Annotated in this window: 22 protein-coding genes and 1 tRNA gene; 9 read left to right on the top strand and 14 right to left on the bottom strand. The window is 40.2% G+C overall.

The window, feature by feature from the left end; translation table 11 throughout:
* Positions 1–7: 7 nt before the first annotated feature.
* The gene (locus MHB64_RS12295) at positions 8–1,483 is read left to right on the top strand and encodes an aminotransferase class I/II-fold pyridoxal phosphate-dependent enzyme (protein WP_094871400.1); all 1,476 of its coding nucleotides are present in this window, start codon (positions 8–10) and stop codon (positions 1,481–1,483) included.
* A 130-nt stretch (positions 1,484–1,613) separates the two neighbouring features.
* On the opposite strand, the gene MHB64_RS12290 is transcribed toward MHB64_RS12295, so the two are convergent.
* On the bottom strand, positions 1,614–1,925 hold the full coding sequence (locus MHB64_RS12290) for a DUF1292 domain-containing protein (protein ID WP_042187300.1): 312 nt from the start codon (positions 1,923–1,925) through the stop codon (positions 1,614–1,616).
* A gap of 80 nt (positions 1,926–2,005) precedes the next feature.
* Entirely contained in the window at positions 2,006–2,560 is a 555-nt protein-coding gene (locus MHB64_RS12285) for a copper amine oxidase (protein WP_042187298.1), read from the bottom strand.
* Positions 2,561–2,723: 163 nt separating this feature from the next.
* Between MHB64_RS12285 and MHB64_RS12280 the strand changes: the two genes are divergently transcribed.
* The gene (locus MHB64_RS12280; RefSeq protein ID WP_341134519.1) at positions 2,724–3,461 is read left to right on the top strand and encodes an MBL fold metallo-hydrolase; all 738 of its coding nucleotides are present in this window, start codon (positions 2,724–2,726) and stop codon (positions 3,459–3,461) included.
* A gap of 64 nt (positions 3,462–3,525) precedes the next feature.
* Here the strand turns inward: MHB64_RS12280 and MHB64_RS12275 are convergent, their stop codons facing one another.
* The 4 genes from MHB64_RS12275 to MHB64_RS12260 all read right to left on the bottom strand — a co-directional run bounded on the left by MHB64_RS12275 (position 3,526) and on the right by MHB64_RS12260 (position 5,797).
* Positions 3,526–3,765, bottom strand: a complete 240-nt coding sequence (locus MHB64_RS12275; RefSeq protein WP_042187294.1) for a DUF3892 domain-containing protein — start codon at positions 3,763–3,765, stop codon at positions 3,526–3,528.
* Between the two features lie 85 nt (positions 3,766–3,850).
* Positions 3,851–4,294 carry a GNAT family N-acetyltransferase gene (locus MHB64_RS12270; protein ID WP_094871397.1) on the bottom strand — a complete coding sequence of 148 codons (444 nt, stop codon included), beginning with the start codon at positions 4,292–4,294 and terminating at the stop codon, positions 3,851–3,853.
* Between the two features lie 109 nt (positions 4,295–4,403).
* The gene (locus tag MHB64_RS12265) at positions 4,404–4,616 is read right to left on the bottom strand and encodes a hypothetical protein (RefSeq protein WP_094878151.1); all 213 of its coding nucleotides are present in this window, start codon (positions 4,614–4,616) and stop codon (positions 4,404–4,406) included.
* A 104-nt stretch (positions 4,617–4,720) separates the two neighbouring features.
* The gene (locus MHB64_RS12260) at positions 4,721–5,797 is read right to left on the bottom strand and encodes a site-2 protease family protein (protein ID WP_341134518.1); all 1,077 of its coding nucleotides are present in this window, start codon (positions 5,795–5,797) and stop codon (positions 4,721–4,723) included.
* Between the two features lie 307 nt (positions 5,798–6,104).
* Here MHB64_RS12260 and MHB64_RS12255 point away from each other — a divergent pair, with 307 nt between their 5' ends.
* Positions 6,105–6,407, top strand: a complete 303-nt coding sequence (locus MHB64_RS12255) for a phosphatidylinositol kinase (RefSeq protein WP_094871392.1) — start codon at positions 6,105–6,107, stop codon at positions 6,405–6,407.
* Between the two features lie 133 nt (positions 6,408–6,540).
* Positions 6,541–6,612, top strand: a tRNA-Val gene (locus MHB64_RS12250).
* A gap of 106 nt (positions 6,613–6,718) precedes the next feature.
* On the opposite strand, the gene MHB64_RS12245 is transcribed toward MHB64_RS12250, so the two are convergent.
* Positions 6,719–6,949 (bottom strand): hypothetical protein, encoded by a 231-nt coding sequence (locus MHB64_RS12245; RefSeq protein ID WP_094871390.1) that lies wholly within the window; start codon positions 6,947–6,949, stop codon positions 6,719–6,721.
* Between the two features lie 657 nt (positions 6,950–7,606).
* On the opposite strand from MHB64_RS12245, the gene MHB64_RS12240 reads away from it, so the two are divergent.
* Both MHB64_RS12240 and MHB64_RS12235 read left to right on the top strand, forming a co-directional pair.
* Entirely contained in the window at positions 7,607–8,062 is a 456-nt protein-coding gene (locus MHB64_RS12240; protein ID WP_094871388.1) for a GNAT family N-acetyltransferase, read from the top strand.
* Positions 8,063–8,380: 318 nt separating this feature from the next.
* On the top strand, positions 8,381–9,046 hold the full coding sequence (locus MHB64_RS12235; RefSeq protein WP_094878154.1) for a cyanophycinase: 666 nt from the start codon (positions 8,381–8,383) through the stop codon (positions 9,044–9,046).
* Positions 9,047–9,317: 271 nt separating this feature from the next.
* Here the strand turns inward: MHB64_RS12235 and MHB64_RS12230 are convergent, their stop codons facing one another.
* The 3 genes from MHB64_RS12230 to MHB64_RS12220 are packed head-to-tail and all read right to left on the bottom strand — an operon-like array spanning position 9,318 to position 13,343.
* Entirely contained in the window at positions 9,318–10,325 is a 1,008-nt protein-coding gene (locus MHB64_RS12230; RefSeq protein WP_094878155.1) for a FecCD family ABC transporter permease, read from the bottom strand.
* The gene (locus tag MHB64_RS12225; protein WP_341134517.1) at positions 10,322–11,371 is read right to left on the bottom strand and encodes a FecCD family ABC transporter permease; all 1,050 of its coding nucleotides are present in this window, start codon (positions 11,369–11,371) and stop codon (positions 10,322–10,324) included. Before MHB64_RS12225 ends, MHB64_RS12230 begins: the two co-directional genes overlap by 4 nt.
* The gene (locus MHB64_RS12220; protein ID WP_341134516.1) at positions 11,358–13,343 is read right to left on the bottom strand and encodes an AraC family transcriptional regulator; all 1,986 of its coding nucleotides are present in this window, start codon (positions 13,341–13,343) and stop codon (positions 11,358–11,360) included. The genes MHB64_RS12225 and MHB64_RS12220 overlap by 14 nt, the downstream gene beginning before the upstream one ends.
* Before the next feature lie 311 nt (positions 13,344–13,654).
* On the opposite strand from MHB64_RS12220, the gene MHB64_RS12215 reads away from it, so the two are divergent.
* A complete protein-coding gene (locus MHB64_RS12215) occupies positions 13,655–13,795 on the top strand; it encodes a hypothetical protein (protein WP_156113100.1) in 141 nt (46 codons plus the stop codon).
* A gap of 92 nt (positions 13,796–13,887) precedes the next feature.
* On the opposite strand, the gene MHB64_RS12210 is transcribed toward MHB64_RS12215, so the two are convergent.
* Positions 13,888–14,127: a hypothetical protein gene (locus MHB64_RS12210; RefSeq protein WP_341134515.1), complete on the bottom strand. Its 240-nt coding sequence runs from the start codon at positions 14,125–14,127 to the stop codon at positions 13,888–13,890.
* Between the two features lie 442 nt (positions 14,128–14,569).
* Here MHB64_RS12210 and MHB64_RS12205 point away from each other — a divergent pair, with 442 nt between their 5' ends.
* Positions 14,570–15,013 carry a hypothetical protein gene (locus MHB64_RS12205; RefSeq protein ID WP_341134514.1) on the top strand — a complete coding sequence of 148 codons (444 nt, stop codon included), beginning with the start codon at positions 14,570–14,572 and terminating at the stop codon, positions 15,011–15,013.
* 338 nt (positions 15,014–15,351) lie between these two features.
* On the opposite strand, the gene MHB64_RS12200 is transcribed toward MHB64_RS12205, so the two are convergent.
* From MHB64_RS12200 to MHB64_RS12190, 3 genes are all read right to left on the bottom strand, one after another.
* Positions 15,352–15,630 carry a hypothetical protein gene (locus MHB64_RS12200; protein ID WP_341134513.1) on the bottom strand — a complete coding sequence of 93 codons (279 nt, stop codon included), beginning with the start codon at positions 15,628–15,630 and terminating at the stop codon, positions 15,352–15,354.
* Positions 15,631–15,707: 77 nt separating this feature from the next.
* Positions 15,708–15,983: a hypothetical protein gene (locus tag MHB64_RS12195; protein ID WP_341134512.1), complete on the bottom strand. Its 276-nt coding sequence runs from the start codon at positions 15,981–15,983 to the stop codon at positions 15,708–15,710.
* A 49-nt stretch (positions 15,984–16,032) separates the two neighbouring features.
* Entirely contained in the window at positions 16,033–16,491 is a 459-nt protein-coding gene (locus tag MHB64_RS12190) for an NUDIX domain-containing protein (protein WP_341134511.1), read from the bottom strand.
* A gap of 307 nt (positions 16,492–16,798) precedes the next feature.
* Here MHB64_RS12190 and MHB64_RS12185 point away from each other — a divergent pair, with 307 nt between their 5' ends.
* Complete coding sequence (locus tag MHB64_RS12185) at positions 16,799–17,047, top strand: hypothetical protein (RefSeq protein WP_094871366.1); 249 nt, start codon at positions 16,799–16,801, stop codon at positions 17,045–17,047.
* Positions 17,048–17,101: the final 54 nt, after the last annotated feature.

Genomic DNA, 17,101 nt, shown 5'->3' with positions numbered 1-17,101 from the left:
GCATTAAATGAATCAACACCGTACTCCCCTCTTCACAGCTTTAAAAAAGCATGCCGCCGGCAATCCCGTTCAATTTCATATTCCGGGGCATAAGAAGGGGCTAGGAACCGATGCCGAATTCCGTGAGTTTATCGGCGATAACGCTCTATCCATCGATCTAATCAACATCGCACCGCTTGATGATCTACATCAGCCAACTGGAGTAATTCAGGAAGCTCAGAAGCTGGCTGCGAAGGCTTTCGGCGCCGACTATACGTATTTTAGCGTACAGGGCACGAGCAATGCCATCATGACGATGATCCTCTCTGTCTGCTCACCGGGTGATAAAATAATTGTGCCGCGTAACATTCATAAATCTGTGATGTCGGCCATTATCTTCTCCGGAGCCAAGCCTGTGTTTGTCTCGCCTGTTCAGGATGAGAATCTCGGGATAGATCACGGCATAACGACCAGTTCGCTGGAACGAGCGTTAAGGCGTCATCCAGACGCCAAAGGAGTTCTAGTAATCAATCCCACGTACTTCGGTGTATGCGCCGACCTGCGTTCGATTGTCGACCTGGCTCACCGTTACGGTGTACCCGTATTGGTGGACGAGGCACATGGAGTACTGATTCATTTTCATGAGGATCTGCCGGTATCGGCCATGCAGGCCGGAGCGGACATAGCTGCCACTAGTGTGCATAAACTTGGCGGCTCCATGACGCAAAGCTCGGTACTGAATCTTAATGCTAAGACGGGTCTGATTAACCCGCAACGGGTACAGACCATTATGAGCATGCTGACTACAACATCTACCTCATATATTTTATTAGCGTCTTTGGATACATCAAGACGTAATCTCGCGCTGAACGGTCATGAAATGGCGGAAAGAACCATCAGACTGTCCAACTACGCACGCGAAACGATCAATAAGATCGAAGGCCTGTACAGCTTTGGAAAAGAGATCCTTGGGACAGAAGCAACATTTGATCATGACCCAACCAAGCTCAACATTCATGTGCGCCATTTAGGGATCACAGGATACGAAACCGAAAACTGGCTGCGCGAGAAATACAACATCGAAGTAGAACTAAGTGACATGTATAATATTCTTTGCCTTATTACCCCAGGTGATACCCAAGAATCAGTAGATAAATTATTAGCTGCACTTCGGGTGTTGTCCGCCATTCATTATAGCAAGGGTGAAATCTACGAACTTAAGGTTCAGGTTCCAGAAATTCCACAGCTTGCTTTGATTCCAAGGGACGCTTTTTATGCGGATACGCAGTTAGTTCCATTCCGTGAATCTGCTGGCTACATTATTGCAGAGTTTATATATGTATATCCGCCTGGAATACCTATTCTTCTCCCTGGCGAAGTTATCACTCAGGATAACATCGATTATATTATCGACCATGTGGAGATTGGACTTCCGGTTAAGGGTCCTGAAGACCGCAGCATCACTAACATAAAAGTGATTGTAGAAGCCGATCCTATTTCCTAAGACCCATCATTTCCCTAAAAAAATTCATTCATTTATACAAAAACCCGATACCATAATAAGTATCGGGTTTCTGTATATAAACATCAACTGTCATATACACAATAGAACAGCTTAATTTAGTCGCTAAAATCTATTCTTGCTGAGCAAGCAGATTGTTGTAAGCTTCTTCAACAGCTTTCCATTCTTCTTCATCTTCGATATTGTACAATACCATTTCTTCGTCTTCTTCTTCCATACGAAGAATAATGCCATCCGCTTCAGGATTTTCCTTTTCTAACAGCAGCGCGTATAGTTTCTCACCGATGTCGAAAGTTTCAACCAATACCATTTCAACATCTTCGCCCTGCTCGTTCGTCAAGGTCAGCACAAACTCCTCGTGCTCATGGTCGTGATCATGCCCGCAACCGCATGCTTCACCATGCTCATGTTTGTGATCGCTCATTGTAATACCTCACTTTGAATTGTATTATCCTACATCTGGTATACTACCACGTTAGTTTAGTTCAGGTCAATTTAGAACCCTTAATTAAGAGCTGTAATTACCTTTTCTGACACAAGAACGTAATCCGCATTTTTGGAAGCTTTCATATAGAAGCCTACCCGATATTTGCCGGTTTCTTTAAAATCATAAGTAAACTCCGAGGTCGGAAACCAGAAATTATCCTTCTGCGAGCCTTCAAGCTCCTGCGACTGAATATCCTTAACATTACCAGAAGGGTCTGTTATGGCTACTTTCACAGCTGAAACCTCTTCTGTTAAGCTATCTACTTGGGTTAATATCTTAATCTTAAGCTTGCCTACGTTTACGTTACCAAAGACCGTATTATCTTTAAAAAGAACAATATGAACATTAGGCTTAAGAATCGTCACTTTTCCAGATCCGTCCCAATTCACTACCCCGCCCGCTTCTCTAGCGGGAATATATGTTTTTCCATCAATCAAATAACCGCCGTCTACAATTTCCGTCCCGTTGTTCCATACCCTGATTTTCTTACTCACAGAATCGGCGAACAATAAGGAGCCACCCATCAAGGAAAAAGCAAACACACATAAAGTGACTTTTTTCCATCTATTCATTTGAAACCCTCCAAATAATTCATGCTATTAATGTATACTTACTTTGTCTCAGCAAGTTGCGCTAATTGTAGGTAAATATTTCATTCATCTCCCTTAAAATGATATTATGTACTTGTTCAAAGTTGATATATTAGCTAACAGCGATTTCAGGAGGTACTTTCTTATGAGTCTGAGCCTACAAATGCTAGGAACTGGCAATGCTTTTGCAAAAAACTATTTTAACAATAATGGCCTGCTACTAGCTGATGATTATACCCTACTGATTGATTGCGGGATTACAGCTCCGCTTGCCATGCATGCCATCGGGAAATCCTTCCGTGACGTAAACGCTACTCTAATTACGCATATTCATGCGGACCATGTTGGAGGTCTGGAAGAGCTAGCACTTACGCTAAAGCACGTATACGGGAAAACTATGAGATTACATTTACCTGAGACGCTTGTTGAGCCACTTTGGACCAACACCTTAAAGGGTGGATTATATCAAAAAGATGCAGTAGCCTCCCTAACCGATATCTTCGAGGTTACACCTATGAAACCCGGAATTACGTACAAGCTCGCTCCTTCTCTTTCGCTCGAAATCATACATACGCCGCATATTCCTGGCAAAGATAGCTATTCCCTTCTAATAAATAACGAGATTTTCTATAGCGCGGATATGACTTTTCAGCCGGAGCTACTTATAAGCCTTGTCCGAGAGCGCGGCGTCCGAATGATTCTGCATGACTGTCAGCTTGGCGGATCAGGGGTTGTTCACACCACGCTGGAGGAGTTAATGACTTTACCTGAAGATGTTCGGCATATCATCAAGCTCATGCATTACAGCGATGAACAACCTCAATTCGTCGGGCTTACTGGAGAGATGGAGTTTATTGAGCAGCATGTAATTTATAAACTCTGATTATGATTAAAAAAAGACCGTACATTGACGTCCGATGACGTATGTACGGTCTTTATCTTTAGAACTATGAGAAACTCGGAAGATTGTCCAAATTGTTGGTTGGGTCCCCATCCGCGTCGCCGCGAATATAAGTTCCTCCGTCTTTACCTTTAAAAGCATTCACTCCGGCAATATTTCCGGCTTGTACTTCTTGAAGCGCTTGGTCATACGCCAGGACACGTCCTGTAGAGGTCTGGAAACTGGTTAAATCTCCGTCTCCATTTTTCTGTACAGCTACGAAACTTTCGCGTTCGTTATTTGGCACTTCAGCTCGCCCCTTGCACTTGGATTTGCCATCATATGGCACATCCTAGCTTGCTTCATGGAACGGTAAATTATGTGCACTATTTTTAAAGAGTTTTCTGCATCCGTACATGTAAAATACCTGCGTCATAAAAAGGTTCCGTAGAAATCACTTCATATCCCAGCTTCTTGTAGAAATTCTCAGCTTGGCACTGTGCATCAAGAATCGAAGCATCCAGTCCAAGTTCCCGAGCAAGCTCTTCCATCGCAAGCAACAGAACACGTCCGTATCCTTTGACTCGATAATCTTTCAGTACGGCGATACGCTGCATTTTGGCTGTACCTGCTTTGTAATAAATCAATCTTCCCGTAGCCACAGGTACACCTTCATCTATAATTAGAATATGGTGCACATTCGGACCGATAACATCGTATTCATCAATTTCTTCCTCAGCCGGTACCATTTGTTCCTCTACAAATACTTTGGTACGAATATCCAGCCCCATCTGAAGCTGTTCCTCTGTAGTTACCCGTAAGATTTCTGCCGCCATGTTAGTCCCAAACTCCTCTCTCTCTATGTATCCAACGATAGTTGTCTATTATATAAAAATTCGACTAGAAAGAAAAGCCTGAGCATGAGAAATCGTCTTCTACGCTGCACTAATCTGCAGAATATACTTCTTCAGGAATCGAACGATTGTATGTGTCTTGCATCACTGGTGACAATGGAGGATACTGACCTTTCGGCTTTCCATCCAGGTTAGTCATTTCTTTGATTTCTATGACTTTTGTTGGCTTCGCCTCGGAACATCCTCCCAAAACCATCAGTAACAGCAGACAAACACCGACTTCCCATTTCAAAAATTTAGACATGGTTTTACTCCTTTCACCGCTCAACTGCAGTTATTCTCTTTACAGCTTTGACGTTTCAGGAGTTTTATAAACCATTGAATCACTTCATTGCCCGATCCTATCCCTTATAAATTCACATTTCCAACAGCATGGACCATGTACATCATTCCTGCCAGAAAGCCAGCTAATACAAAATAAGCGATACCGTATTTCCAACGTAAGCTAGCCGGCACATCGTAATACTTATCGTTCTCATAGACCGAATAGCTGATATCACAATTCATCTTAAGATGAAGCCCATTCTCTAAGGTCACAGGCTCTAGCTGCGAGATACGTACCTTTTCAATGATGCATTGCTGCGGAAGCGTAGCTCTACCAATGTAGTTCAGCTGATCCCATCTCACCCCTACATACTGCTGTCTTTCCAAATCACTGTAAGTAGTAAAAGGTAAATCTCTTCTATGCTCTGGTCCTGGAATCATGTAGCCTGCATCTCTAAGTGGCACTACTGGAATTAAGAAACTCTTCGTTACAGAATAAAGGCGCTTGTTAGTGCGTCTCTTGACATATTTGTTATACAGATCGTAAGCAAATAATGCCCAAATAATAAAGAATAAGATCGAACGCATATAGATGATGATAGCTAAACCACCCACGAGCCCCACAAGCCACAGCCAGCGCGTCACCGCGGTTGCAATACGGCCACCGTCAAGCGGGTGAATCGGCAGCAGATTGATCAGATTAAGTAAAAAACCTATGTAAGCCAAGGAATAGAGAAGTGGACTATCCATGTAATAAGCCGCCCCAAAAACGGCTGTAGCCCCAATGGTTCCTAAGATCGGACCTCCAAAAGCAATATAAGCTTCTGTCTGGGCATCCAACGGCTGTTTCTTCATTGTAATTAAAGCTCCCAAAAACGGTATAAATAGCGGAGCGCTGACTGGAAGCCCGATCCGTTTCGCTGCTATTACATGTCCTAATTCATGGACTAGCAAGAGCAGGACAAAGCCCACGGCAAACCCCCACGGGTAAATCAAAGCATAAGCCCCTATTGAAATCATCATTGATATTAACGGCCCGGCAATTTTACCTATTTTCAGAAGAGACAAAATCGCCTTTCCTTTAAACAGGAGCATCGCCGCCCCGCCTCCCAACCATTTCCATGGCGTGGAAGAATTCTTTTTCTGCTCATTTTGCGGCAAGATCTCAAGCCCCTTTATCTTTCAATTTTTATCTAACTTCTGTACATTACCATCCATTTTATCATAAGCGCTGCAGGAGTATTTCCATAAAAAAGCACTTGGCTAAGTATACGACGCAACTTTAAAGATGGAATGGGACAAGTATGGCCAACGCGCCCGGTTCAAAATTAGGGGGTGAGGAAGATGCTTGCACTTCAAAGTTTTTCCTCCTCGATTTTAATGATCACCTTCTAGGCAAACGCCGTGAACATTGTAGGCTAAGGGCCATAGACTGTTATCAGGATTTAAACAATTGAGGAGGTTCTCCATGGAATCAAATACAAATTTTCATCAACAGGTCTGTTGGAATTGTATGAACAAATACGTTGGTGTTACAATGACTGACGGTCAATCATTTGACGGCTTTATTGCTCATGTAGATCAAAATTATGTTACCCTTGCGGTTCCAAGCAATGAAATGGTTGAACACATGAACGGAATGCCTACAAAAGAATCGGCGTACAGACAATTTGGCTTCCGCCCAGGTTTTTACCCAAGACGTCGCTTCTATCCACGACGCATTCCTTTTTACGGCATAAGCGATTTGTTTTTACTTCCGTTCTTTATCTGAGATAGTGTAAAGGGGATGTTAGAGTCATCCTCTTTTTTTATTATTTTAAAGACTATGTAAACTATCCTCCCTATAGATTGTAAAAAAAGAATTGCCATCCTACTCTATCGTATGGTATTATGAAATTCGTCGCAGGACGGTAGCTCAGCGGGAGAGCACTATCTTGACAGGGTAGGGGTCATGGGTTCGAACCCCATCCGTCCTATAGAAAAAAGCCTTGAATTTCAAGGCTTTTTGTTTTTATTCACTTATATTCTATTAAAAAACCCCTGTGATACGAATTTGATAGGAATCGCGATTTACTTTTCGTATCAGTTCATCTGATCCTCTGGGAAAATATCGCTTCTACCCTCCAACCAATTTCCAAATTCCGCTTTAATGATATATAATTCCCTTCCTGCTTTTGCAGCATAAAAAGGTGTATCTCTTAAGAATTCGTACAGCTTGGCTTGACTCATTTTCATTATCTTTATGTGTTTCGGGCGGAGTGTCATAGGTAAGCTGTCCCAATTAAGATTTTGTTTCTCGGTTATTTCTTGCAAATATCCTTGCCCTCCTTATTGAGTTCTTTTTCTTATACGAGTTTCAGCTCTAAAGCCAACTTGTAAAATGCTCTCCACCTAAATTTTAGTATAAGTAGGTGCGTTTAGTAACCGCATCGCACATCTCCATATCCTTTTGTCAGTCCCTTTGTGTCATTGGGCTTCCTCCCCCTCAAACCAGGTGAAATTGTCTCCGATCTGTTCCCAAACTCAATCTACATAAGCCTCTTGGATGTCTTTTTCTGTAGCTTCATCGTTAAACTCTTGAACTTCCGTGTATCTACTCTGTTCGCCCCAACCTCTGTTGTTTACGAAAGTTATTTTCCTCATTTCTTATATCCTTCTTGTGGAAGAGGAGGACTATTCCCCTCTCTGTCCCTGTATCTTCGGTAACTTACTTCAAATAAATCAAGTTGCATATCAATCAACATCCTCTTTTCTTTGCTCCTTCACGATCTGTGTCATACTGGTTCATATCTTCGTGCAGTGCAACAATTAATATGACTTTCGATGAAGATGCTTCTTTATGCTAACTGGCAGTATAGTTTAACTTAAAATAAACTTTCCGTTCCCCGCAGTTAACTTAAGATGTAATCTGAAAGCACCTTTTTTGAAAGTGATACTCATCAAGAAACATATTTATAAAGGAGTGGCTTAATGCAAGTTATTAAATCTATAATAGAGTGTCCAGAGCGTCATATAGAGTTTGCTGAATATGTTAAAGAAAAATGGCCAAATGTAAAGAAGGTAGTCCTCCCTAAAATTGACGAAAGTTTATCGGCTAAAGATGGTTTGCCATTTACATTTCTGCTATTGAAAAACGACAAAATAATTGGATTTTATCAATTGATTGTGCAGGAGTATATAATTCGTAAAGATTTATCGCCATGGATTGCACCTTTGTTCATTGACGAGAATGAGCGAGGGCAAGGTTTAGGTTCAGTATTGTTGGAGCATGCCAGAAAAATGGTGGGGCAATTAGGATATACGAAGGTTTATATAACGACCGACCATATTCGTTATTATGAGAAATATGGATTCAGAGAAGTCGGTTTAGATAATTTCGAATGGGGACGACCCACCAAAATTTATGAGCACGACACTATAAAGTAATTTATCGCAACATGGTTTGTTTTGGACTTAACTAACGAGGAACGTTAGTTAAGTCCTGTCACTTCTGGTGCGCTACATGCGTCTGCTTTGTCATAACCTTTATGAGAGAAGGGATACGCCTACTCCCTTAATGATCTGTACCTTCGTACTGTGCATCATCTAGCGGGCAGGATAACGTGGAAACATAATTCTCATACTTAAATTGCATGTTATAGTAATCTAGTGTTCGATTTAGAACTGTTCTCTTTCTAGCGTGTATAATATGTTTTCTCGTTAAGAATGGATGAATGTTAATAATACATATGGAGGTAATTAAGTTTGAGTACTCACTACTATTTCAGTTGGTTTAATAATTTTTTTCCAGAGAAGCTGGTCCATTATTTGCATGAGGATATACAAGACAGAAAATCGCTTGTTATGATTAGCGCTGATCCGTCTGGTTATACAGGTGAGCAAATTAACTTTGATGATGTTTCTGAATGGACATGGTTGAATCAGGCTAATATTATTTTTGAAGAATATCATTTCATTGATTACCGCATGCAGAAGGAAGATGCCCGGCGATTAATTCAAAACGCTTCTGTCATTTTTTTATGCGGTGGGTATCCTGTTTTGCAGAACGATTTTTTGGCGGATTATGAATTATCGGATGTTATTAAGAACAGCAATGCCGTTATAATGGGTGCCAGCGCCGGTGCGTTAAACATGGCTGCAAAATGGTTAAGCTTGAATAACACTGATGAAGCTGAAACAAGTACTATTTATGATGGTATTGGCTTTGATTATTTTGCCTATGAATCTCATTCTCAACGTGACTACGCCACGTTTGTTCAAGGCTATCTGTTCCCCTTATCTGAAGAGATTGATGTTTACGCGGCAGAACAGGAGAGCGCTATACGTGTAAAGGACGGCAAAATAGAAATAATGGGTCCTTTATATTTAATTTCCCGCTCAAAGATTCAGAAATTGGTTGAGACGCTCTAATTAGGATTGTCGGGCAGAAATGATGAATTTTTTAGACCGCCTTCAATGGCGGTCTTTCTATTTCCGGCAGATGCTAGTTGCTCATTTTATTGAACTAACGGGACAAGATAGTTCAATTAACCACTCAGTCGTAATTCTACTTGGTACACCAAGCATCAGGGTTGCATGATAGCTGAAGATAAGTCCAAGAAGAGGAATTTAGAAACATCATAAGAGTTCGCGGAAAAACCCAAAATGAAGTCTTTTTTATACATTGGAAAGAACTCCGATATTATTTTGAACGCATCAATAGATATAGAAAGTAAGGCACACTCAGCATTGTTACAATAATCCCTGCTGGAATATCCGACTTAAAGCTGACCGTCCGAGCAATCGTATCCGCTACAAGCAGCAATAGCGCACCAATAAGTGCTGAAGCTGGCAGAAGTACTTTGTAGTCGTGACCTACCAGCTTGCGAGCCACATGCGGACTAATCAATCCAATAAAGAAGATCGAGCCCCCGAGCGCTACACAACCAGAAGCAATGCCTACAGCCGCAATCGCCAGACGCAAAAATTTCTTCTTTACAGCGACTCCTAAGCCTATCGAAATTTCATTGCCTAACACCAAGACGTTCAATGTCCTGAAATTGGAAATAATATATGCGAATAGCAGCAATACCCAAGGTGCTAATAAGCTGATATAAGACCACTTGTCCCCCCATAAATATCCTGCTTGCCAACGCTGCGCAAAATCATACTTCTGGTCATCCAGCTTTAAAGTCAGGAATAACGACAGAGCACTTAACCCCATATTAATCGCAACACCAGTCAAGACAAGTCGTGTAGAAGAAATCAAACGACGTTTTCTATAGGCTAGAACATATATCAGAGCTGCTGCCAGCAAACCACCCAAGAATGCCATAGCTGGTAGTAATAATGTTATAGCGGTGCCTTGAATACCTACTGTTGAGATAATCAGCAACACCATAAGACCTGAACCTGAGCTAATACCAAGCATGCCGGGATCAGCCAGATCATTGCGCAGCAAAGCCTGCATAACAGCACCTGCCAGTGCCATCCCAAATCCAACAAGTATCGCTAATACGATCCGAGGAAGACGAAACTTATAAACAACGAGATTATGCTCTTCTGGACCTTGTCCAAGCAATACTTGAAATACTTCAAGTGGATTAAGAGACACCTTTCCCATATTAAGACTAAGAATAGCTCCTGCAATGAGCAGTATTATGAGAGATAGAATCCATATTGTAGCCTTATGCGATTTAACAACATTCATTTGAAGGCTCTCCTCTCTTTGCTCGCAATTAACAAGAAGAAAGGAACACCGATCATTGCAAAAATAATCCCGAGTGCTGTCTCTGCCGGACGATTAATCAGCCTTCCTGCGATATCCGCTACAACCATAAGTGCGCCGCCGTAAATGGCTGATGCCGGTATAATATAACGATAATCTACACCTACAAAAAAACGCATGATATGCGGTATAATCAACCCTACAAAGCCGATTGGCCCAACAAGTGCAACAGCTACACCCGCTAGTAAAAGGACCGCAAGCGTAGCTATCATCTTAACGAGAACGATCCGTTGCCCGAATCCTTTCGCGATCTCTTCCCCCAAGTTTAAAACAGTGATAGAGCGTGCAATGAATAATGATAAAGCCAGCCCACCTAAGAACCAAGGAATAACTAGCTTAATTTCCATCCATGTTGCTCCAGCCACACTTCCCGAGGTCCAATAAGCAAGGGCACGACCAATTCCATAGTTTAATGAGATAAATGATCCCACAGCTCCAAATAGCATTGTAATGGATATTCCAGCTAGCACCAATCGTTGAGGTGTCATTCCTGAACGATTCATTGAAGCAGCAAGATACGTTAATCCTGCACCAAGTCCTGCGCCAATAAAGCTAACTAGCAAGGTTGTCGTCTGCAATTGCCCTGGAAGGAAAACTAATGTAACGGCCATTGCAAGAGCAGCTCCAGCATTTACTCCCATTAATCCCGAATCGGCTAAGGGATTTCGCGTATAGCCTTGCATAACTGCTCCTGCTACCGCGAGACACATGCCCGCAATAATATCAGCCGCCGTACGTGGAATACGAAGGGCATGGATAATCTGATGCTCGGTCAGTTCAGGATCAAAATTAAAAATCGCTGTCCATGCCATCTTCAGGCTCATGGAAGCAGAGCCAAAAGAGATAGAAGCCGCTACTGAAAGTAGCAGCAGCAATATCCCTAGGAGTAAAAACAGACCGAAATACGATTTCCCTCTTAAATTAGGAATAACAGCTGTTCTATCATCTAGCTTTCTATTTTTTTTCATACGCTGATACTAGCTTCTCAACTACAAAATCTAGCTGCTTATCAAGAGAGTAGATATCTGAATAATATGAAAAATCAAACCCAATTTCGATCAATCTACCTTCTTTGATTGCTGGAATGCTGTTCCAAATGGGGTTGTCCGACAAATCATCAGCCCCATCCCATACAGAACGGAACACGAAGTCTCCTATATACTCAGGTAACACTTCTAAGGAAACAAACCCTCCAGTAGCCTTCTCCCTGCCATCAATCTTCTTCTGAAGAATCTCTGGTGCTTTTAGTCCTAAGTATTCGTAAATAATCTGAGAACCTCTTCCGTAAAGCTTGCTATCGATTACCGCCATCTCTTTTTTGCCGCCCTCGATAATGGTTACTGTCTTATCTAAAATTCCAAGTTCATCAAGCTTCTGCTTACTTTTCTCCAACTTCTCGTGGAAATTATCTAATAAAGCTTGTGCCTCCTGCTCCTTGCCAAATACCTCACCAATCTTCATTATACGTTCGTCTGTCGCCATTTTTTCATAAGGAATTGGAATGGTCGGTGCAATATCGTTAAGGATTTCGTAAGTTTCTTCAGAAGCAGCTATGATCAAGTCCGGCTTTACTGCCATAATAGCCTCTGGATTAGGTTCATACCATGAACCAAGATCTTCAATACCCCCCAGCTCTTCGGCAAAGGCCGCTCCTTCAAAGACACTCGAAGTACCTACTGGCTTAATGCCGAGGGCAACAAGATCCCCTTGAAGGTATAACACGACAACTCTCTCTGGATTAGCTGGAACGACAATATCTCCCTTTACCGTAGAGATAGTTCTTGTCTGAGCCTCTTTATTGTTATTGTCAGTTGCAATTGAATTATTAGCTGATGATGATGTAACTTCAGAAGCTTTGGATCCCTTAGAATTCGTGGCATTAGAACCAACGTTTGCAGATCCGCATGCACTTAAAAGCAAGGTAAAGCTAAGCAGCATCGCTACAATAAAACTTGATGTCTTTGTTATTCGCATAGGTGAAGACCCTCCGGTTATTTTATTATGATAACAGCAGTGATAATGATTATCATATTCAACAACATTATATCGGGAGGATATGTTCTCGCCAATGGAGAATCTGGCGGTGGTAAATGGACGATTCTCCGATAAGCTCACCTGCCTGCTTTCCTTGCGGAATCGGATGGGAGATTGACCATTGTATTTACTAAACATACGACTGAAATAATACACATCGCTATATCCAACTTCTTCTGCAATATCGCGAAGTGGAGCATCGGTACATCGTAATAGCTCTTCTGCATGTTCAAGCCGGTATCGTATCAAATATTCGATCAAGCTGAACCCCGTCTCTCCTTTAAAACGCGTTGATAAATGACGAGGGCTATAATTAAATTGCTCCGCTATAGATTCTAGTGATAAATTGTGACGATAATGCACCTCAATATAACGGACAACCTGCCCAATAACATCCGGTTGCCTGAGGTTAATTCCATCCTTTGTAAACTGCTTTAATAATTCATGTATAAACTGATAGAACAAGCCTTTAACTTGAATTCTTTCCAATAAGCTTCCTTGTGCCCAGAGTTGTTCCATTGCCATTAGTTGATAGTGCAGTGGCAATGGCTCCAAAGACTCGAAGCCATACTGCATCCGAAATGGGTTGCTTCGTTCCAAAAGTCTTGCTAAATCCTTTCTTCCTGGTAAGGAGGCTCTATAGAATAATAAATAGTATTCAAAAATCTTCCCTGCCTCTATGCTTAGTCTCATACCCTTGCCACCATGCACAATAAAATGACGGTCTGCTTCGTAATCTATACCGTTGAGATTCAAGCTGGCCGCACCCCGCACACAGTAGATAAATCCACATGCAGGTAATATATAGCCTTGCAGCTTGTCCCCAGGCTCCATCACAGCATGTCGAATATCCAGCACTTTAACGGCTGCATAATTCCATGCGGCAATATGATCTTCCAACTTCATCTTGCATTTCACTCCGATCCGTTACACAATCTATTTAAATTAATTACATCTTAAACATTGATAATGATTATCAATTAGTATTAGGCAGCTCTTCTATTTTGTCAATCGCTGTTTAGTGATTTCTTTTATAAATGTATTTGAACTAAACAGGAACAATCTCTCAATATTGCATCCCCTATAATTTAGCATTAATATAAAATAATGAGACTTACTGAAAATAGTTAATGAGTATCGTATTGAGGACTATTGCATTTTCGCAAACTCACTAAGGAGTAGGAGTGTTTTTTATATGTTATAGGGGGAAACGAATATTGGGACCAATGACTGAAGCTGATGCTCTACGTGAATGGTTTACTCTTTCCGGTACAGTGAAAGACATTTATATTATCGAGGTTGATGAGAACAATAAAGTAAGGCGCCAGATCGGACCCACAAAGAAGAAAAAGAAATAAGCTTAGCCTGCAGCAACCTACTATAACTTGATTGAAAAAGAAATAAAACGTAAAAAAGCCCCACCGACCTTATAGGTTGATGGGGTATTTTATTAAAAAGGAAATTGAGTAAGCGAGAATATTAAGAGTGCTATCCCAACAATCGAAGACAGAGCAGCCATTTTATCTTTAGTTTTAAAATAGGTAGCTCCGCCATTAAAAATCAGAGCTCCGCACATCCCCATCATTGTCCAAGACATAATCACTTGATCCTGATCACGGAAAAAAAATATTGCCAGAATGATTGTTGCTGCACTAAATAGAATACCGAACAGCCTTAGTGCTTTCAGCAAAAAATCCCCTCCCGAAATATTATGGGCTAATGAATTTGCAGCTTACTCGATATTACAAGAAAAAATGTAGCCAATGGGCCACAAAGCAAAGAAATTAAAAACCAGTTTAAACCACTTCTATTTTTACCTTGCGCTAACCCGGCATTTATTAATGCTAACGTGCCCCAACCCACAAAATACCCGTTATCCATCACGCACACGACCTTTCAACATCATTTTATAGAAATACGAATATCCAATATAATGGTTTCATCATACATAGATTACCATTCCTATAATAGAATCAGCTGATTATACAGACAAAGATGGTGGAAAAGATAAAATCGTCCTAATTCAAGGTGAAAAGTCGTCCTCCAGTAGTGAACTTATAATTTTTATTAAGGATGATAAAATTGGTTGGGGATATTCGTCTAATGACAAGAATAAAGAACCCTTTAACGAAATGAGAAAATTCTTCAAAAAGCCTGTAAATAACACATCTGATTCAGGTACAACTGAACAGTCTCCTGAAGCGACACTTAAAGAAATTAGTAATTTTGTCATTTCAGATATTTGGAATGTTGGATTTGTTGATATCAGTTGGTATGCAAGTTCAGGAACTAGCTCTACAGGTGAAGCCATAGATATAGATTTTACAATTGAACAATTAGGAAAAGCGATGAGTACAAAATTAGAATACGATAATTACATCAACAACCTGGGTGCAAAATACGATTCAATTAAAAACATCTGGTCTAAGCTCTCTGGTGAGATTGATCGTATGTACAAGCAAATCCAAGATACTCCTCCTATAGCAAATGATGCTACCACTAAATTAGATACAGGAATATTCAATCAGTACCAGGATGCTTTTAGTGATGAGGTAGATAAATTATCCAATTCTTAGATAAAAATAAATCCCTGCCAACCCCTCAGGTTGCAGGGATTTGTTATACATGCTGAAATTTCAACAACTACTTTATTCTTGTGGCGATAAGCTGGATCGTTTCATCAGAGTCTTTTACAAGACATTTCAAAGTAATGCCCAGTACAAGTGAAAATAAAGAGATCATAAAACAAATGACTGTGATCAGTGCTCCTCTTAAGTCATTTGTGAAATTATAACGCAAGATTTCTGAGAAGCTGCTAGTAGAAAAGAAAATTATAATCAAAATAAAAAACAATCCAAAAACACAAAATAAAATGTTTGATATTTTATTAACTCTTTCAAAATAACTCATTTATTCAACTCCTCTGATCAAGATAATAATCCACCAAGACATAAATGGTACCGGCAATACCAAAGGATTTGTGAACAACCCAAGAGAAAGGAAAAATTATAATTGGGTAAAGAAGGGCTGAAAAAAGAAATGCTAAGAAAATAAAAACAAACCCTATATTTTGAACCCCATAGTATTCAGTCGTGTTGATTTTATTTCCTTCCCATAGCTCTAATCCAAAAGTGGCCAAGGTGAATAAAATCGTCGAAACAAACCATAACATAATATGCTTAACTACACGCAAAGTAATCCCACCAATTTCAAGCTTTATATATCAGCCGTTTCATTCATAAGTTCTATTGTTAAATCTGCTTCCAATAATCATTTAGCACTTGGTTCTATTGAAGTTAAAAAAGGTTTTTGCCCTATTCTACTATTATAGGAAACATAGTACTCCTCATTTATATTAATCAACTTAAATATTCCTTTTGGGATTGTGATTGTAGTTTGATCACTGCTCATATTTTGTACTACTATTTCTCTTTTATCTACTGACACTACATTAACAACAGCAGATGTACCTGCCATCAAAAGGTACCATATTATAAATAAAAATATGATCAAAGGAAGAAAAGAGAAGATTTTACGATTATTCATATCTATCACCTCAGAGTAAGGATCATATAATGGACATGATAGTTACCTCCTATCCATTCCCGAACAATTCTTGTATATATTTTTCCGACATATATTCTCTAAACTCTTTATCTAATAAGTATATTTCATCTTGTTTTATCCACTGGTAGTTAAAAACAGTTCCACAGTCTTCTCCTTCACCCTCTCCAGTGAATCTCCACTTTTCAGGTAATCTTGTTTCTGGAATCAGAAGATAGTCATGTCTTTCAACATTTGCTTCTATATAATCCTTATAATGATATTGTGTTCCTATTTTCTTTACTAATTTAAATTGTTTAAGTCCACTTTCTTCTTGAATTTCCCTGAATAAGGCTTCTTCTTCTGTTTCCCCGGCATCGACATTACCACCTACTAATCTAAAGGGTACTTCTGGTACATTCAGATAAACTAATAAGGTTTTTACTCCAACTTCATTGTCTTGCAAAATAAAACCGTATACTTTCTTTCTAATCGGTTTCCCTATCTTCATTCATCATGTCCCCCTATTTAGCTTCTTATTAACGATAATAAAAAAGTATTTGATCATTGATCAAATACTCCTCGCGTACGGTATTATGAAATATATACTCCCTTGAGGTCATCAAGTTATACTAGTCGAACATACCATAAATTTACTTTATTGTATTCTGAAAACCTAAATTAAACAAGAGTAACTCTTGTTTTTAGTCCATACACTTGACAGAATACTTCCTCACACTCACTCCGCTTCTGTTTAGCACATTACAATCTATTGTGCATTTTATATAGAGAAGCTTAATAGAAAGGGGTGAATCAGAATGGCAACTCGTCAACCTGATTTAGTGTTGATCACTTGGAGCAAAAATCCTTTGGTTCGTGGCTCTGCGCGTAGGATTATTTCTGTCCGCATCATTGGAAATGCTGAGCCTTGTCGACCTAGCTTAAGACCCAACGGGCTACTTGACACCGCCTTAGCTTGTTTATTAGATAATGACGTTGGTTTTAAAGTGGTATTTCGTAAAAAAACTTCAAGGATTAGCGGCTATTTGCTGCTACAACGCCATTAATATTTTTAAGGGGCAGTTAAGTTGCTGCTCTTTTTTTAGCGTTAAATAGAATCT

Origin of the sequence: Paenibacillus sp. FSL K6-2859 (genome assembly GCF_038008265.1) — a bacterium.
Taxonomy (GTDB): domain Bacteria; phylum Bacillota; class Bacilli; order Paenibacillales; family Paenibacillaceae; genus Paenibacillus_AQ; species Paenibacillus_AQ nitricinens.
Note: the sequence above shows the minus strand (reverse complement) of the source record. Positions and strands in the feature narration are given on the sequence as shown.

Bases quoted from the DNA above. Each gene is read 5' to 3' on its own strand.
- MHB64_RS12190 (WP_341134511.1), bottom strand. From the start codon at position 16,491: ATGAAGATAGGGAAACCGATTAGAAAGAAAGTATACGGTTTTATTTTG.
- MHB64_RS12255 (WP_094871392.1), top strand. From the start codon at position 6,105: ATGGAATCAAATACAAATTTTCATCAACAGGTCTGTTGGAATTGTATG.
- MHB64_RS12230 (WP_094878155.1), bottom strand. From the start codon at position 10,325: ATGAATGTTGTTAAATCGCATAAGGCTACAATATGGATTCTATCTCTC.
- MHB64_RS12240 (WP_094871388.1), top strand. From the start codon at position 7,607: ATGCAAGTTATTAAATCTATAATAGAGTGTCCAGAGCGTCATATAGAG.
- MHB64_RS12220 (WP_341134516.1), bottom strand. From the start codon at position 13,343: ATGAAGTTGGAAGATCATATTGCCGCATGGAATTATGCAGCCGTTAAA.
- MHB64_RS12270 (WP_094871397.1), bottom strand. From the start codon at position 4,294: ATGGCGGCAGAAATCTTACGGGTAACTACAGAGGAACAGCTTCAGATG.
- MHB64_RS12225 (WP_341134517.1), bottom strand. From the start codon at position 11,371: ATGAAAAAAAATAGAAAGCTAGATGATAGAACAGCTGTTATTCCTAAT.
- MHB64_RS12205 (WP_341134514.1), top strand. From the start codon at position 14,570: ATGAGAAAATTCTTCAAAAAGCCTGTAAATAACACATCTGATTCAGGT.
- MHB64_RS12265 (WP_094878151.1), bottom strand. From the start codon at position 4,616: ATGTCTAAATTTTTGAAATGGGAAGTCGGTGTTTGTCTGCTGTTACTG.
- MHB64_RS12285 (WP_042187298.1), bottom strand. From the start codon at position 2,560: ATGAATAGATGGAAAAAAGTCACTTTATGTGTGTTTGCTTTTTCCTTG.
- MHB64_RS12195 (WP_341134512.1), bottom strand. From the start codon at position 15,983: ATGAATAATCGTAAAATCTTCTCTTTTCTTCCTTTGATCATATTTTTA.
- MHB64_RS12185 (WP_094871366.1), top strand. From the start codon at position 16,799: ATGGCAACTCGTCAACCTGATTTAGTGTTGATCACTTGGAGCAAAAAT.
- MHB64_RS12295 (WP_094871400.1), top strand. From the start codon at position 8: ATGAATCAACACCGTACTCCCCTCTTCACAGCTTTAAAAAAGCATGCC.
- MHB64_RS12280 (WP_341134519.1), top strand. From the start codon at position 2,724: ATGAGTCTGAGCCTACAAATGCTAGGAACTGGCAATGCTTTTGCAAAA.
- MHB64_RS12290 (WP_042187300.1), bottom strand. From the start codon at position 1,925: ATGAGCGATCACAAACATGAGCATGGTGAAGCATGCGGTTGCGGGCAT.